Origin of the sequence: Enterococcus ureilyticus (genome assembly GCF_001730315.1) — a bacterium.
GTDB lineage: Bacteria > Bacillota > Bacilli > Lactobacillales > Enterococcaceae > Enterococcus_L > Enterococcus_L ureilyticus.
On sequence record NZ_MIKC01000001.1, the window covers coordinates 148,848 to 166,297 of the forward strand.

The 17,450-nt window shown below is 35.4% G+C and carries 16 protein-coding genes and 1 pseudogene; all 17 read right to left on the reverse strand.

All coding sequences use genetic code 11. From position 1 onward, the window contains the following. Positions 1-40: 40 nt before the first annotated feature. Complete coding sequence (locus BCR24_RS00705; protein ID WP_069638639.1) at positions 41-754, reverse strand: YcjF family protein; 714 nt, start codon at positions 752-754, stop codon at positions 41-43. Positions 755-1,148: 394 nt separating this feature from the next. Then, positions 1,149-1,457: a hypothetical protein gene (locus BCR24_RS00710; RefSeq protein ID WP_069638640.1), complete on the reverse strand. Its 309-nt coding sequence runs from the start codon at positions 1,455-1,457 to the stop codon at positions 1,149-1,151. Positions 1,458-1,610: 153 nt separating this feature from the next. Next, positions 1,611-3,158, reverse strand: coding sequence for a hypothetical protein (locus tag BCR24_RS00715; protein WP_069638641.1), 1,548 nt, complete (start codon positions 3,156-3,158; stop codon positions 1,611-1,613). 284 nt (positions 3,159-3,442) lie between these two features. Next, positions 3,443-4,885, reverse strand: a complete 1,443-nt coding sequence (locus BCR24_RS00720; protein WP_069638642.1) for an APC family permease — start codon at positions 4,883-4,885, stop codon at positions 3,443-3,445. Positions 4,886-5,164: 279 nt separating this feature from the next. After that, positions 5,165-5,977: an ABC transporter permease gene (locus tag BCR24_RS00725; protein WP_069638643.1), complete on the reverse strand. Its 813-nt coding sequence runs from the start codon at positions 5,975-5,977 to the stop codon at positions 5,165-5,167. A 1-nt stretch (position 5,978) separates the two neighbouring features. Continuing rightward, positions 5,979-6,893 carry an ABC transporter ATP-binding protein gene (locus tag BCR24_RS00730; protein ID WP_069638644.1) on the reverse strand — a complete coding sequence of 305 codons (915 nt, stop codon included), beginning with the start codon at positions 6,891-6,893 and terminating at the stop codon, positions 5,979-5,981. Positions 6,894-6,896: 3 nt separating this feature from the next. Further along, positions 6,897-7,628 carry a hypothetical protein gene (locus tag BCR24_RS00735; RefSeq protein WP_069638645.1) on the reverse strand — a complete coding sequence of 244 codons (732 nt, stop codon included), beginning with the start codon at positions 7,626-7,628 and terminating at the stop codon, positions 6,897-6,899. After that, on the reverse strand, positions 7,629-8,000 hold the full coding sequence (locus BCR24_RS16995; protein WP_239574073.1) for a hypothetical protein: 372 nt from the start codon (positions 7,998-8,000) through the stop codon (positions 7,629-7,631). It lies immediately after the preceding gene. Positions 8,001-8,326: 326 nt separating this feature from the next. Next, the gene (locus BCR24_RS00745; protein WP_069638647.1) at positions 8,327-9,025 is read right to left on the reverse strand and encodes an ABC transporter ATP-binding protein; all 699 of its coding nucleotides are present in this window, start codon (positions 9,023-9,025) and stop codon (positions 8,327-8,329) included. After that, positions 9,022-9,390 carry a GntR family transcriptional regulator gene (locus tag BCR24_RS00750; protein ID WP_069638648.1) on the reverse strand — a complete coding sequence of 123 codons (369 nt, stop codon included), beginning with the start codon at positions 9,388-9,390 and terminating at the stop codon, positions 9,022-9,024. Before BCR24_RS00750 ends, BCR24_RS00745 begins: the two co-directional genes overlap by 4 nt. 261 nt (positions 9,391-9,651) lie before the next feature. Next, positions 9,652-10,698, reverse strand: a complete 1,047-nt coding sequence (locus tag BCR24_RS00755; RefSeq protein ID WP_069638649.1) for a lysylphosphatidylglycerol synthase transmembrane domain-containing protein — start codon at positions 10,696-10,698, stop codon at positions 9,652-9,654. 12 nt (positions 10,699-10,710) lie between these two features. Then, the gene (locus BCR24_RS00760; RefSeq protein WP_069638650.1) at positions 10,711-11,007 is read right to left on the reverse strand and encodes a DUF1294 domain-containing protein; all 297 of its coding nucleotides are present in this window, start codon (positions 11,005-11,007) and stop codon (positions 10,711-10,713) included. A 76-nt stretch (positions 11,008-11,083) separates the two neighbouring features. Further along, the gene (locus tag BCR24_RS00765; protein WP_069638651.1) at positions 11,084-11,995 is read right to left on the reverse strand and encodes a diacylglycerol/lipid kinase family protein; all 912 of its coding nucleotides are present in this window, start codon (positions 11,993-11,995) and stop codon (positions 11,084-11,086) included. Positions 11,996-12,191: 196 nt separating this feature from the next. After that, positions 12,192-13,421 (reverse strand): peptidase T, encoded by a 1,230-nt coding sequence (pepT, locus tag BCR24_RS00770; protein ID WP_069638652.1) that lies wholly within the window; start codon positions 13,419-13,421, stop codon positions 12,192-12,194. Positions 13,422-13,443: 22 nt separating this feature from the next. Continuing rightward, positions 13,444-14,562 (reverse strand): Nif3-like dinuclear metal center hexameric protein, encoded by a 1,119-nt coding sequence (locus tag BCR24_RS00775; protein ID WP_069638653.1) that lies wholly within the window; start codon positions 14,560-14,562, stop codon positions 13,444-13,446. Continuing rightward, positions 14,552-15,262: a tRNA (adenine(22)-N(1))-methyltransferase gene (locus BCR24_RS00780; RefSeq protein WP_069638654.1), complete on the reverse strand. Its 711-nt coding sequence runs from the start codon at positions 15,260-15,262 to the stop codon at positions 14,552-14,554. The genes BCR24_RS00775 and BCR24_RS00780 overlap by 11 nt, the downstream gene beginning before the upstream one ends. Positions 15,263-15,409: 147 nt before the next feature. Next, positions 15,410-17,313, reverse strand: a pseudogene (locus BCR24_RS00785) (endonuclease MutS2). Positions 17,314-17,450 lie beyond the last annotated feature (137 nt).

Consider the following 17,450-nt stretch of genomic DNA (forward strand, 5'->3'; position numbering starts at 1 on the left):
GACTAGATTATTTTACTCAACCATCACTTATGTCCACATTCTATTTTGACTTTTTACTAGAATTTTGCACAGCATTAAATAACGTTTTAAATTGTCCTTTAAAGGTCATTGTTTGTTCGAAGATATCCTCTCCGTCGTTCAACATTTTCACAGTCACCCATCCCAATGTTTCTGTGATTGTACTTGCAACCGTAGCGTTGATTGCAGCGCCTGCGACCGTACCTACTGCGGGAATAAGCTTTATTATATTGCCAACTGCACTTTTGCCCAAACCTACGACTACGATTTCTTTTCCTAAACTTTTGCCCATACTTTCAGACCAAGATTGTCCAAATATTTTATGCAAACGAGCCATCATTGTTAATTGGATAGGAACAAGCAACAATGCATCAGAAAAGGGAATCGGTGAACACCCCACGATTGCAGCTGTTAAAGAGGCTGCATGGATTGTTTTGTGACATTTTTTACGTGTATCATCATCCACTCCTTCTAAAAATTCATCAAAAATGCGATCAAATTGGCTTGTACTTTTTGACACTATATTTTCAGCACGTTTTTTTGATTTCCCATAACTATTTAAAATAATTGATGCTGTTTTTTGAGGGAATTTTTTTATTACTTCAGAAAAAAAAGAGTCAAATTCTTTTTCATCTGCATCTACAGATTTCTGTTCTTTTTCAGAAAGACGTTTTGCCGCTTTTTTTAAGTCTGAATTTTTGTCATCAGTTGTTTTTTTCTTAAAGATTTTCTTCATCCCAATTACCTCCGTTATGATGGTTTATCCTTTTTTTATATACTAATCATACATTAGAAATCTTATTTTACCAAAGCTCAGCACTTTTGATTCGATAGTTTGCTCGTTATAAAAAAAGGGAAAGATAACCACAGCGCCATCGCTACGATCACAACGGTTCAATCTATTTATTTTATAAATTTCTTTCATGTAACTCTTTACTATAATATAATCATGTGTACACTAATTTAGCAGATTACTCATTAAAAATAGTAACTTAAATAGCGCACAGATGATAAATTATCGATTAAATTACCCGTTAAAATAAGTTCCCCTCCCCACTGTCATATTCTGTGATGGAGATACATCAGAAAGAGTGTTATTATTCAAGATAAAATGATTTATTACAATCAATTTAGATAATGGCGTTATATTCCTTATTTAGTTGTAAGAAATATTTCCCTTCTATCCGTTTTTTAATTGGAGTATAATCACCCATGGATACAATACTTCGTATTAATAAGTCTTTAAACTTAGGAAAATAGTCTAACCCACTTAAATTTTCCAATGGAGTTCTATCTGTTACGCCGTTTTCTCCTACCGAGTTACCTAAACTTTCAGTCACGGATTGATCAAAAAAAAGCGAATCATTACTAACAAAATTCATTTTATAACGTACCAACTTTTTATGTCGATTCTCCTTATCATCAGGTTCAGATACCATGCCCGTCGCTTGAAAAAAATGTATTTATACCACTTAACAGCACCTATAATCAATCTTCCAAGCCCGCCAATTTGATCTAATTTCATTAAATAGTTTCTACAAAAAAATAGATAAAGTAGAAACTTAACCTGTTCCTACTTCATCTATTTAAACTTATTTTTCAACTGGCACCATGCTTAGATTTTGCATGTACTGATCCATTAAAATATACCCTTCTAAACGCCGTAGTAAATCAACGGAACAACGAACTTTCTTACCGAATAGAGAACGGCTATAAGCAATTTCTCGCATTTCCTGTAAAAATTCATCTAAAGACGAAACTAATCCACCACAACTTAAACGTCCACAAATCATGACATCTTCTTTGCGTTGTCTTAGAACTTGCCCCCACGAATAATTTAAATATTCTGCTTGATTGATTTGTGCAAGTAAGTCTGAGCGTAAAATACTTTTCTTCTGAGCGGCATTTTTCTTTGTTCCTAAACGCATTCGCTTGTTCATAAAACACAAGTAAATTTCATCTTCTAAATTCTCCATTTCACTTTTGGAAAAATCGGGAATTTTTGCTGGTGCTATTAGCCCTTTACTTGCTTTTAGTTGTTTCGAAAAACGCGGCCAATTACTTGGTGTTGCTTTTTGCGTCTTTTTCTTTTTAAAAACGAGCAAACTAAGATCTAACGGTTGATTTTTCACAACGTTTGCCGCAGAGGTCTTTGCTTCCGCTGATTGGATTACTTGTTCTTTTTCTAACTGTTCACGTTTCAACTTGATTGAATGACGTCCTTTTTTCATAGGAGAAGCTTGTTTGGTCTGTTTCTCATTTTCTGGTTCTTTGATTGGAAAAACTGTAGGATCTTCTTCGGCTTGGAAATCTTCTTGAACTGGTTTTTTCGCCAATTCGTTCTCCAACTTTTTTTCCGGTTCTTCTCCTACTACTTCCTTTGGCTCACCTGTTGTTTCTGTCACTGGTGTAATTGTAACAGATGTTTCATGAGTGTCTTTATCAACCAATTGCGCAGCTACATCTATCACTTCATCGACATCGGCTGTCACAACTTTAGCATCTTCCGTTTTACTTTCTTCAATTACTAACGGTTGTGCCCGTTTAAGATGGATCGTTTGAATACTTCGAGAGATGATGGGATCACTTTTACTTGCATGCAATTCGATTTTCCCCTGATTGATTGTATCAGTTAAATCAGTGATCATTTTGCGTAGACGGAAAATCTCATTTGAAGTCTCAAGCATTTGCTTCATCATACCTTGCACTTCTCCAGAATTTATCCCAGTTTCTCCTTTATAAATCAGAGAACGTTCTTGTTTTTCTAAGCTAATCTCTTCGAACCATTTTTTCAAGTTCATACGAAGTTCTCTTCGTGTTGGTTCAAAACTTCCCATATGCAAGGTATAGTACATCATTTCAGTTTCAACATACATATAGATTTTTTTAACGACTAACTCTTCAAATTCTTCTGTTTCGTCCCAGCTATCGCAAATTGCGTCAAAAAAAGCTTCACCTTCGGCTAAATTTTGATAGTCTTTCGCTAGGTTTAACTTTCGAACTAAATAAAATGAGTAGGGCGTATCTACATTATCGGCATAAATTTCACGACCTAAATAATCTGGATCAACTTCTTTACAAAGATAGGTTGTTTTTTCTTCTTTTTCTGTTTGACGTTGTCGCTTACTAATCGTTCTCACTTCCTCATATTTTTTCCTTTATAAATCGTATCATTTTTTTAGAAAAAAGAACAGACTTCCCTTCTATTATACCGATAAAAAGGGAAAAATGTTCTCATTTTTTTCTAAAAATGCGTAATTAAAAGAAAAACAGGATATTTAAATTCGAATTTAAACACCTTAATATAATTTTAGCAAATGATTTATTTAGCGATTTTAGTCTTTTTTCTCGTAAAACGAATTGATTATTTGTCGCACTAAAAAAAGAGAGAAGAAACTCCTATCGAGTCTTTTCTCTCTTTAAACTAGTTGATTTGAGCTTTCTTTTTATCACGACGAGCTAAAGCTGGCAGGATCATTCCTAATAAAATCAACACAACAGGTGTTATCACATTAGACGCTAATTGAAAGAACCACGCTTTAGGATCAGCCGCAAAATCAATTTTTGGTACCATACCTAAAATACAAGCAAACGCTGTAAATAAGAAACACCATAACCCAAAACCAAAGGCAATTTTCGGATTTTTAATAAACTTATATTCTGATGTGTAGTTTTTATATGCCTTATTCAACATCATATAAGCAAAGAATACCCATAAATAACGCATTGGCATCACAACAGAGTTTAAGTTCGTTAACCATTTGACTAACTCTTTAATATTATCAATCCCAAACATCGGCAAGACGATAATGATACTAACTAAAATACCCGTCAGTAAATATCCGTTTACCAATGTCCCTTTTTTGCTTCTCTTACGTAAAGAAGCTGGTACGAAGTCAGGATCTGCATCTGCTAAAAGAATTTGTAAAGGTGCATCGATTGAGAATGCTAAAGCAGAAATTTGACCAATACCATTGGTAATGGCGTAAATGATCATCAATAAATTCCCCACACCATAATATTCTCCCAATAATTGAAACGCTGTATAAGCACCGTTAGCCATTAAATCTTCTGGGATATTATTACTTGTAAACAACATGCCCATCGCAAACGAACCTAAAACAGCGGACACTCCAACCATGGCAGCTAGAAAAATCATTCCTTTAGGAAATTCTTTCGCTGGATTTCTCATGGAATTGACATAAGGTGAAATTTTTTCAGCTCCGCCAACCGCAAATACCAGCATGGAAACCGTGGTAAAATAACTAAAATCGAATTTTGGAATATACGTGCTGATCTTGTTCATATGAGGTGTTGCAAATTCAACAGTAGAATTCATCATTGGTGCTCCGACTGCTAGCAAAATAAACAGCATAGACATGACGAAAATCGCGGTTCCCGCCATCCCGCCAATTACTTTTAGTGTCATCAACCCTTTTGTCGATAGGAGTAAGAACACTAGAAAAATAGCTAATGAAATCAAGGTAATCCCCACAACAGAAAAATTATTGACAATATTACCATTTCCTTGGATCGCCCAACCAAATGCAATCAGAACTAATTGAGGTTTCTGTGCCAAATAGGGGATATGCACCACCCAATACGTCCACGCAGCATAATAGGCTAATCGTTTTGTACTTGTATTTTGAACCCAAGAACTAACTCCGCCGCTGCTATCTTTAAACGTTGAGCCCAGTTGACCTACGATCAATGCATAGGGAATAAAATATAAGACCAAAATCAAGACCCAAGATGTCACAACAGAAATCCCTTGTTGTGCATAGTTATTCACGACATTCCCTAAGCCCCAAACCATGTTGAAAGCGATCAGACCAACAGTGAACCATCTTAATTGCTTTTGTTCCATTAAACCACTCCTTATCATAATTAAGTATAAAATTTCTTTCTAATCATAATCATTTTTAAGGGTTTAAACAAGCATTCACATGTATAAATATCGATTTTATCAGTAATTTATTAGATAAAAAAAGAAACTTTCTATTTTCTCTAATAAAAAAATTTACACTCTTCAAAAAAAAAGAACTAAAACCTTGATTACACAAAGTTTCAGCCATTTTTTCACGATCTAATGAATAACCATATTCTCATTTAACATGAGAATATGGTTATTCAACGGGATAAACAATTAATTTAACGAAACATCTCTTTTCTTGAACAGCTGCTGCATTGCTAAATAAATAAGTACACTATACACGCAAATTCCGCCAGCCATCTGCCAAAAATTCAAGTATGCCGGAGAATTGATTTCCGATCCCATTTTTTCCATAATTGTGTTCTTGATACTGAGCATATTGAAGGGATTCCATCTCAGCCACTGGTATTTTGCCATCACAACATTTAAAAAAGAATTGATGATGCTACTGCCAAATAGAACACCTAACCCCACACCTACTGCTAAACTTTGAGAACGAATCGCCGCTGATATAAATAAAGTAATTGTAACATACAAAAGAATAAGCAAGAGATTTGCCCCTGCATAAGCACCTGCAACAGTCAACGCATTCCAACCATGATATCCCTTAACAACAGTAAAAGGAGACTGACTATTTAACAACAGGTTAGCGGATACTAAACTGGTCATATACAAAATCACAGTTCCGATCAGCGCATAAATCAAACAGACAACAAATTTTGAAAAAAGAATTTGACTTCTCGTGAAAGGACGGATTAGTAAAAATTTAATCGTTCCCCGACTAAATTCTTCCGCAACGATTGATGCGGCAACAACAACAATAAATAAATTCAGAAATGACGTCATTTCAGTCAAACTTGCAAATAAATCGTTGGCTTTCATCATCACTTCGCCACTTTCAGATTTCGCCGTTGTTCTCACTAAGAATGTGAGCGCAAACGTCATAGCAACTAATAGCAGCCACATGATCCAGGCTGATTTTTTTTTGATCAATTTTATCCATTCATTTTTTATCAAGATGCTCATGTCATAATCCTCCATCTTCTGTCCAGCGTAAAAAGTTCTCTTCTAGAGAATCTACATGGACTTTTAACTCTTTGATGCCAATACCAGCGTCAACTAATTGTTTGACAAGCGTTGTTCTAGTATCTTCGTTCAATTCGATTTTAAGATAGCTACCTGCTACAGTTACATTATAATGGTCTGCTAGTAAGATCGTCTGTGCTTGCTCTTGTTTATCTGTTTCCAATAAGACAATGAGCTTACTTTCTTCTTCTGGATTATCCATTGGCCCCACGTATGTGATTTCACCTTTTTGTACAATTACTAAATTATCGCATAATAACTCCATATCACTTAATTGATGACTTGAAATCAGAACGCCTACACCATGGTTTTTCAGATTTTGAATCATCTCACGAAACTCACGCATTCCCTTTGGGTCCAATCCATTCATCGGCTCATCCAAAAGCAGCAAATCCGGCTGATGTAATATAGCTTGTGCTACACCTAATCTTTGACGCATTCCTAAAGAATAGGTTTTCACCTTTTGATCTATATTGTTTTCCAAATGAACACTCCGAATCACCTGATTTAACTTGTCATCTGTGATTGTTTTTGGCGCCATCCTCGCATATTGTTTTAAATTCTCCATCCCTGTCATGTAATTATAAAACTCTGGATTTTCAACAATTGCCCCAACATGTGTCATCGCTTCTTTAAAGTTCGTTGATAAAACTTGACTATCAATCCTAATTGACCCTTCATCATGACTCATCAATCCGACCAACATACGAATAATAGTGGTTTTACCAGCGCCGTTAGGTCCTAACAAGCCAGTGACTTTTCCACGTTCAACTGTAAATGAAGCATCATTGATAATCATTTTTTTCCCTACGCGTTTTGAAATATTTTTCACTTCTAATACTTGTTGTTTTTCCATCATTTACCTTCTTTCCGCTTCAATATATTTTTTTAAGATAAAAATACTAAGCACACTGCATATACCGACGAACACAAAATCAAACACTAAATCATCAAGATACAACGGAATATATCCTAACGTGATTTTAAACTGATGGCTCTTGATAAAGGCTAACTTCCTATAGCCGCTCAATAGTTGCTCACTAACCGTCATCTCTCCCCCTATCAACAGGACAAAGAGAACATACTTCGATCCTTTTTGTAATTTGTTTGGCGCATTCATACTGATCCCACTACTTAATAAATAAACCAGCTGAATATAAACCGATGCAGATAAGAAAAAATAACTAACAATTAAAAGGTGTTTCCAATACTCTTGAAAATGCGACATTTGTACTTGGTGATCTAAAAGAAACACCAAGCCAACTAAGCAGCAATAATAGCTAAACAGAAAAATCGTACTTGTAAGCCAGCTAAATAGGATATTACTGAAATAAAATTTGGTTTCACTAATGGGCAGTAAACGATACTGACTATTTTTCCAACTCTTGATTTGCCTATACATTTCCCAAATAAACTGTGCAAAAAAGAAGAAAAAAACGGCCACTAAAACAACTTGAGAGATGCCTTGTATATGGATTTGCTTGATTCCTAGTTTGTAAATCATATACCCACTTAAAAATAAGAAACAAGCCATACTAAAAAACCAAAATTGACGACTTTCTTTACTATATTCCTTCCACAACTGATACATTTAGCGATCACCTGCTTCCATATATCGATCGATTACCCAAATACTAAGGTTAAAGTAAATACACGCTGAAATCAGCTGAACAATCACTTTAGAATAGACATTATCTTTTAATCCGAAGTAATGCAACATGTTTCCTTCTAATAGATCAAACCCAAAACTTAAAAGCCACTCGAATAAAATCCAAAACACAATAAATAGGACAATTTCCAAAATCCACCGATATCTTTTTTGAACAAAATACTTAGCTGTTGATGATAGATAAACGAGAAATTGAACAATTAAAAACAACACGAAAATATCAATAGCAGCAACGATTATACCACTCCACGTGATCCCAATTTGAAACGGGATGTTTATAATTGTATAGTTCATAATCACACTTACCAAAAACGTTCCTATAAAAAAAACAATTCCGACGATCCCACTAAATAATAAATTGCAACGATACAACTTCCTGGTACTAATAGGTAGTAACCGAAAATCCGATGTTCGAAAAGACTGATAGATACGGTTTGATTCCAACACAAAAAATAGAATAAAATAAAGGATAATTGAAAATAGAAAGAGTGCGAAACTTAAATCAACGGACTGCTGTCTACCACTATAAACATTGGCCAAACCCATTAAAAAACTAATGAATAAAGACACTCCGTAAGCTAAGAACAGTGTCTTTGAATAAAATAATCGAAATAAATGGGTCATATTTCGTACACCTCACGATATAATGCTTCTAAATCCTTATGTTTGACTTCTTTCATCGTTTCTAAGGATTCATGAAGAATGATTTTACCATCGCGCAAAAACAGGACTTCATCAATAATATTTTCGATTTCTCTTAACTGATGCGTGGTAATAATGATCGAACTGTCTTCTTCAAACCACTGCAATAAAGATTGAATAATTTTTTCTCTTGATAACAGATCAACACCACTTAACGGTTCATCCAGTAAATATAACTTTGCTCTTCTTGCTAAGGTCATACTTAAAGCAAACTTTTCCGCATTCCCTTTTGACAAATTGCCGATTTTTTCTGATTCACTTAGGTTCATAAAGCGCAATAATTCATAGGCTCTTCGCTTATCAAAGTCTGTATAAAAACGATCATAAAATGAAATAATTTCTTCTAACCGCTGATTAGGTTGATAATTATTTTTATCTTCTAAATAAGCCACAAAAGATTTTGTTTTTGTTCCAACAACACAGCCATCAATCAAAATCTGACCTTTCCAATTCAATGCTAAACCTGCTAGTAATCGCATGATTGTGGTTTTTCCAGAACCATTTTCACCAATCAAGGCGATAATTTTCCCTGATTGAATAGAAAAATCCAATGCATTAAAAATTTGCTTCATTCCTTTACGATAACTTAATTGCTCTACTTTCACTAAATCATTCATAAATCGTTCTCCCTTTCGACATACTCCTGTAGTAGATCTTTCGCTTGTTCTTGTGTCCAACCAAATTTTTTCATCTCAGCAAAAAAAGTTTCAATCACTTGTCCTACCGCCTGATCTTGTAAATGGCTGATTTTTTCAGTATCTTCTGTTACAAAACGCCCCAATCCGCGTTTAGAAAATAAAATACCCTCACGCTCTAATTCTTGTAAAGCTCGCTGGACAGTATTTGGATTTGTTGCTAATGCAACAGCTAGTTCTCTGACAGCTTTCACTTTTGCTCCAGGCTCTAATTTTCCTGAAATAATTTGCTGCGTGATAAAGTCCATTATCTGTAAATAAATCGGTCGGTCTGTAAGAAAATCCATGACTTTACCTCCAATTTCCTTCACTCTCCACTAGTGTTCTAGTTAGATAGTACACCAATACTTAAAAAAAAACAATCTTTTTTTTGATACGTAGAAAAAGATTGAGTAAAACCAACTGCTCTAATATTTATCTAAAGAACGCTATAACTTTTCTGATCCACAAAAAAAGGCACTAGACATTGCTTTAAAGCTCTTGTCCAATACCTTTTTCTCTTAGAGTAAACTCAAATTCATAGAACAGTCTAAATTTTGTCAAATTTGCTATTCTTCTAATGTTTTTTGTTTTTCCTCCCTAACTGCATGAAGGTCTGATTTTATATCTTTTCTTTTTTGAATCACGACGAAAACAAAACCAATCAGAAAAGGTAAGACAAAACTCCCAAAACGATACAAAAGTAAAGATGAGACTGCATCAACCGTTCCAACTAAAGGTTTGAATAACAAGAGATAGACAAATTCAAATGGTCCAATACCAGCAGGCGTTGGAAATACGCCCGATAAAATAACTGCAAAACTGGTAAAAGAGACGACTAATAGAAAATCGATCGTTGGATGATTCTCAACTAATACGACATAAGGAATCACATACCAAAAAATAAGCTTTGCAACATTCCAGCTAAAAATCCGAAGCATAGCAGAACGATCTTTCGTAATTGTCTGAACTGTTTCTCTCAAAGAGTAGATTTGCAGATTGCATTTGTCTACCCAATCGCGTAGTTTTTTTCGTTTAAAGTATTTGTTTGTCCATTTGATTAGAAAAACTTGGAGATTAATGCTGCTTGAAAGAACAAGCAATGAAAAAATGATGACAAAGGTCAAGACGACACCTATTAAAATAAAAGGGATCATTTTAGGTGCACGCTCATAAAATAAGGAAAACTGGAAAATCAAGCCAAGGACTGATAAGAAAATCACAGCAACCTTATACATAATCATATGCAAAGCGGTCACACCAACGCCTTGAGAAACAGCCAAGCCTTTTTTCTTATAGAAATAAATTTCTGAAAGAAGCGTTCCTGTTCCAAAGGAGATCACACGATAAAATGCAACATAACAAGATGTAAAAAAGCCATCTTTTGTTGTAAAATCCTTCTGAAAATAAGACGCGATTTCTTTGATCGAGCGGCCTTCGACAATTTGGTAGATGACGCCTAATAAAATGACTAAACCGACAACGATCCAGCTTGTTTTCATTAATTGAGCAAATATATCACTGAGGGAATTATCCATCACATAAATGATCACGCCGATCATAATCGCCAACAAGCCAATATTCAAGAAAATTTTTGCTTTAGAATTACTTTTCATGGTTTCTCCCCACTAAAAATGTATTCGCGGTTCTCTTTTATAACTAAAATAAATAATTGCAATAGTCACAAGTGTACCAAAAATAAAGATAAAATAAAAGCGAAATTTTCTCGTTTTATGATGAAAGAGCTGTTGCGCCAGCAAGCCACCAATTCCTCCTCCAATCAGTCCTATAAAAAGAAGATCGAATTCAGGTATACGCCATTTTTTTTGTTTCGCTCTTTGTTTATCAAAATACATTGCAAAAAATTCAAACCCATTTACGATGACTAAATAGATCCATGGTAAATGCTTCAACAACCCACTCATCCTTTTTCCTCCTGAATTAAACTCCTTATAGGATACCTTGAAAGAGTATGCGATGTAAAGTTAATTCAACAAAAAATCAATTGTTTTTAGAAGCTGGCACAAACACAGTCAACCCCTGTTTAATCATTTTCATCTGAATAGGTAAATTCTCACTAGGATCTCCATCTACACGTGTACCGACTTTCTTTTCAGAAATGCTTTTAATTGATATCTCTGATGCAGTTATATACTTTAACCCAGGAATTTCATAGATTTTACCTAAAATGATTTTTGGTAAATAAAAAGCCAACTTAAAAAAATTCAATTTGGGTAAAATTGTTAAATGAAACAAACCATCATCAGGCGATGCAGAAGCATCAAAATTTGTGTACCCTCCAACTGAATTGGTCATCGTGACGGTAACCAACTGCGTTTTCCCCTGCCACTGTTCGTTTTCCGTTTTGATATCTAAACGATAACGCTTCTTTTTGGCCAATAATTTAAAAAAATTCTTTACAAAAATAAGTTTGCCATATTTTTGTTTCTCTTTCTGACTGATGCGGGCAGCAGTATCAGCTAAAAGTCCGATTGTCATTGTACTAATAATGACTTTTTGGTTGATCATACCATAGTCGATTTTTCTAGTTGCCCCCTCTAAAATAACAGCAGCCGCCTCTTCAAATTTTACTGGTATTCCTAAAACCCTAGCCATATTATTCACTGTGCCACCAGGTAGTAACCCAACTTTTAGATGGGGTAATTCGTCTTTAAAATCTGCCACATTGTGATTGATTGTCCCATCGCCGCCGATGAATACCAATGTATCAATATTTTCAGACTTCGCTTTTTCAACTGTTTTACGACTGTCACAATCCGGCCCCACTTGTTCTAATAGAAAATGAGTCTCCGCATGTCCATGATTTTTCGCATAATCGACAAACTGATTCGCTAATTCTTTCCCTTTATCTTTACCAGATGTTTCATTAAAAAGAATCATTACATTTTCCATCTAAGTTCCTCCTTATATAAATGGTAACAATGTTTCACTTTGTATTTCTCAACATCATTTTATTCACTATGCTGTATTTCAAAGCAAAAGTGAACTGGACTCGTTCAACCTCGACAGAAAAACAGGAAGTAAGTCACTACCTGTAACTTTACTCCCTCTTTTCAATTTTTACTATTATTATCACTAGTTACACTTTTTACTTAGCATTAGATTCTGCAATTTTAACGATGACATCCGTCGCTTTTTCCATCGCTTGTAATGAAACAAACTCAAAACGCCCATGCATATTTTCACCACCAGCAAAAATATTCGGTGTTGGAATCCCTAAATACGAAATCTTTGAGCCATCTGTTCCACCACGAACAGGTTCGATCAACGGTTCAATATTGAGTTCGATCATAGCATTTTTAGCTAATTCAATAATACTCATATCTTTTTCAATTACTTCGCCCATATTGTAATATTGATCAAAAAGATCGATTTGAACACGTTCTTGACCGAATGGTTGGTTGATGATCTCTTGAATTTTAAGAATCAAGGCTTTGCGTGCTTCAAATTTTTCACGATCATGATCACGAATAATGTATGTCATTTGTGCTTCTTCCGGAGTACCGCTCATTTGCGCTAAATGAAAGAATCCTTCATAGCCATCTGTTTTTTCTGGCACTTCATTTTGCGGTAATTGGTTATGGAAATCAATCGCTAATTGTAAGGCATTGATCATCGTATCTTTCGCCGTTCCAGGATGGACATTTTTTCCTTGGATCGTTACCTCTGCTTGCGCTGCGTTGAAGGTTTCATATTGTAATTCGCCCACTGGACCGCCATCCATCGTATAAGCAAAATCAACGTTAAATTGTTCTACGTCGAATTTATCCGCCCCAACACCAATTTCTTCGTCAGGACCAAATGCGACACGTATCGTCCCATGTTTGATAGATGGATTGTTGATCAAAATTTCCATTGCAGTCATGATTTCAGCGATCCCTGATTTATCATCAGCTCCTAGGAGCGTTGTACCATCTGTTGTAATCAAGGTTTGATTCGTATAATTTTTTAGATTAGGAAAGTCGGTAGTATTTAATGTAAATTTCCCTTCGCTATCTAGTTTGATCGTTGATTCACCGTCATAATTTTCAATAATTTGCGGATTGACATTAACAGCATTGAAATCAGCCGTATCCATATGAGCGATAAATCCGATTGAACGAACTTCTTTGTCTACATTACTGGGTAAAGTAGCGATCACAAAACCATTTTTTTCATTATATAAAACATCGCTCATCCCGATCTCTACCAATTCTTTTTTCAACGTTTGTGCAAAAGCGACTTGCGTTTGCGTTGACGGGGTTGTTTGACTTTTTGGATTAGAACGTGTTTCTGTTTTTACATAGCGTAAAAAACGCGGTAATAAATTCTCATACATGAGTAGATTCCTTCTTTCCACATTATCTAAATTTAAACGGATTCGTATTGACCTCTGATTCGATAAAGGTTACATCCCAATTATAATCTTTTTTCCACTGATTGAATAGTTCGACCAACTTTGGTTTACATAATTGTTCGATATAATGTCCAGGATCGATCACAGATAAGCCTTCTGTCAACATATCATGTCCCGTATGATAATAGACATCGCCTGTGATATAAACATCTGCTTGTTTTTTGATGGCATCGCGGAAAAATTTTTCACCACTGCCCCCGCAAATTGCAACACGCTGAATCATTTTTGTCTCGTCTTTTGCTACAATTCGTAATCCCTCTAAGTCAAAAACTTCTTTGATCGTAGAGACAAACTCCTTTAATGGAACTGCCTTTTTTAATTGTCCCACTCGTCCTAAACCGTACTCTTTGGTAATATTTTCTATTTGATACACATCATAGGCTGGTTCTTCATAAGGATGTGCGGCTAACATGGCTTTGATGACCTGTGTTTCGATTGTTTCTGGAAAGATCACTTCAATTTTTGCTTCTTGTACAGCCTCTTCTTGACCGATCGTACCAAGTGTTGGATTAGCGCCCATAACCGGTGTAAATCTGCCTGTTCCGATCAATGAATAGCTTGTATTTGTATAATCCCCTTGAAGTCCGGCCCCTGCTTGACCTAATACTTTGCGCATCTTCGCTGCATCATCTATAGGAACAAAAACAGCTAATTTTTTATAGCCAACAGTATGGGTTTTAGTTAAATAGGTCGTATCTTCAATCCCTAAAAGTTCACAAAACCAATCATTTAATCCATTGTCAATAATATCCATATTGGTATGTGCTGCAAAAACAGCGATATCATGCTTTAGTAAATCCGCATACATTTTCGTTTGTAAATCATCTGTATCTAAGCGTCTCACTGGTCTAAAGATAGGTGGATGTTTTGCAATGATCAAGTCAACTTGCTTTTCGATAGCTTCTGCAACGACTTCTGGACGAACATCCAATGTTACTAAAACTCGATTTAGCTTTTTATTCAATGTACCGATGTGTAACCCTACAGGATCTCCTGCTTCAGCGAGCCACTGGGGACAATACGCTTCAAACTGTTCAATAAATACATTGCCATCAAGACTCATTTGATAAAACCTCCTTGATCTCAGTGATTTCTTTTTCTATTTGTTGGATTCTAGCTTGCTGATCACCAGAAGCTTTGGCTAGTTGCGCTAAAATAGTTTCACGTTGTTTTACTTCACCTTGCCATTTTCTTTGAAAAATAGAAGACCGTTTTTTTAGTAAAATGGGCCCGAAAAGGCGCTCTTTTTCAGAATAAGCAACTCTCACTTCTTGTCTACAAGCTACGATGATTTCATATATTTTATTATTTTCTTCTAAAATATCTTCATCGATGATTGTATAGCCATGGACTGTCAACCAATCACGTAATGGCTTCTCCCCAATATTTGGTTGTAAAACTAGGCGCTCATTGCCTTGCAGCCGTTGATTCTTCCAACCTGCTTCTAAAATGTCACGAATCAACACACCGCCCATACCGCAAATTGTGACAGCCGTGATTTTATCTGTTTCTTCTACAGCATCTAAGCCATCTGCTAAGCGAACAGTGATTTGATCGTTCAGACCATTTTTTTTCACTTGTTTTTTGGCTGCTTCAAAAGGGCCATTGACAACTTCCCCAGCTACCGCAAAATCAAGTTTCTTTTGTAAAACTAATGCAACAGGTAAATACGCATGATCCGATCCGATATCTGCTAAACGGCTTTGTTCAGGGACTAATTCCCCCACGCGTGCTAAACGTTTTGATAATTGATTTTCATTCATTCGTCAAATTCCTCCGTCGCTATTATACCATTGAAAAATCAGGTTGAAAACTTTGAAAGAAGGAATTTTCTTTTTTACAAAAAGAGGTCATACGGCTATACTAAAACACGTACTACTTGCTACCATCTCTTTATCAATAAGAAAAGTTTACTCTTCTTTTTTTCCTTGTCTTTCCTGCATTTCTTTTCTTAATTGTTTATGCGCTTTTTTTGATCCACGTTCTAAGTCTCTGATTTTTTTGCGATCATGAAAGTCTTCAAACAACGTTTCCAAATCATAATTTGGCGGATAAAGATCTTTGGCACTTTGCTCTAGTTTTAGCTGACGTTTATGGACTCTGATTTTTTCATCTTCTATAAAAATGACTATCTCATCGCTCATCTCAATTGTTTCGTAGACTAAAGCACTTTTCTTTTTATCTGTCCAACATACGCGATCACCTTTTTCATATGTGGGAAATTTCGTTCGCTCTTTTGGTCTTCTGATTTTGTGATGGAACGGCTCTTTTTTTGTTGAATAATTGCGGTCATGTAAATAATTTTGTGCTTGTTTGACCACTTGTTTGTCTAAATTCATTTTATTCGCGATCCAAAAGGCATTACTTTCTCCTATTTGGCCTAAAATCAGTTGATATTTTGGTGTTAAATTTTCCGAATCGAATGCCATTGCAGCTGTTAGAAAGTCTTCATGTTGCTCGGAAAAGCGTTTGATTTCTCCATAATGAGTGGTTGTAATAATGATACTCCCTTTTTTATAGAAAGCTTCCATAATTGCGATTGCTAAGGCAGCTCCTTCATTTGGCTCTGTTCCACTCCCAATTTCGTCTAATAAAATCAAGCTATTTTGCTTTGCTTTCGCCAAGATTACAGAAATATTGTGCATATGGCCTGAGAATGTACTAAGTGCATTTTCAATACTCTGCTGATCCCCAATATCGACAAAAATTTGATCAAAAATCGCAATATTCGTTCCTGGTTCTGCAATAATTTGGACACCAATCATCGTTTGCAATGAGATCAAACCAATTGTTTTCAATACAACTGTTTTTCCGCCAGCGTTAGGTCCAGTAATTGTTAAACCGCGGTATTCTTTCCCTAGCGAAACATTCAGAGGGACTGCTGCTTCACCTAATAAAGTGTGTTTTACATTGACAAATTCGATGATTCCGTCTTGATTGACAGTAGGTTCGATACCATTTATTTCTCGACTGTATTTGGCTCTTGCAAAAATCATATCATATTGCGCAACGACTTCTAGATTTGACTGGATCGACGACATTTTTTCTGCAATCAACCCTGTGAGTCCAAATAAAATTTGATAGACTTCTGTTGCTTCCTCCATTTTCAACTGATACAATTTGTCGTTTAGCTTGGCTACTGATAAAGGTTCAATAAAGACTGTTGTACCTTTTGCTGAAGTATCTACCACATTCTCTGATATTTGGTTTTATAACTTGCTTTGATTGGTACTGTGTACCGTTCATTTTTCCTTACAATCATTGCTTCTTGAATTTTTGGTTTATTTTGACTATTTCGAAGAAAGGCATGTAACTTTGACTCAATTTCCTTTTCACACTCCTGAATCGCTCTACGAATTTTACGCAGCGTACGACTCGCATCATTTTCCACTTGATTATTGCGGATAACCTGATAAATTTGATTTTCTATATCCGAAAATAACTGCAACGAACCGCTATATCTAGCTAAAAGCGGCGCAATAAATTGATTTTTTTGCATAAACGCTTGAATTAATCGACTGCTTCTAAGAAAGTCAGCGTAATTGACTAACTCGTTTGGCTCTAATATAAATCCTTTTTCGACTTGATTCGTCAAGTGTTCAATATTATTTAACCCCATAAATGGAACATGTAAATTCGCCATAAGCAACGCTTTCGCTTCAGCTGTTTCCTGCAGGCGCTTTTTTACAACCTCTATGCGAGTGCTAGGTTGTAGCGCGTAGATTCGTTTTTTGCCATAGTAACTGATGGCATAAGTGATTAGCTTTTCTTTGATTTGATTAAATTGTGTTTTTGTATAAGTTTCTTGATTCACGTGTATCTCTCCTTCTTTAATTGAAAAATACCCATCTTTTTGAATAAGACAAAGATTTTACTTGTTCACTGCATTGCTTTTATTAATTTAAAAAAATAAAAAAAGAGACGAAGTGTGCCCTTCATCCCTCAATAATC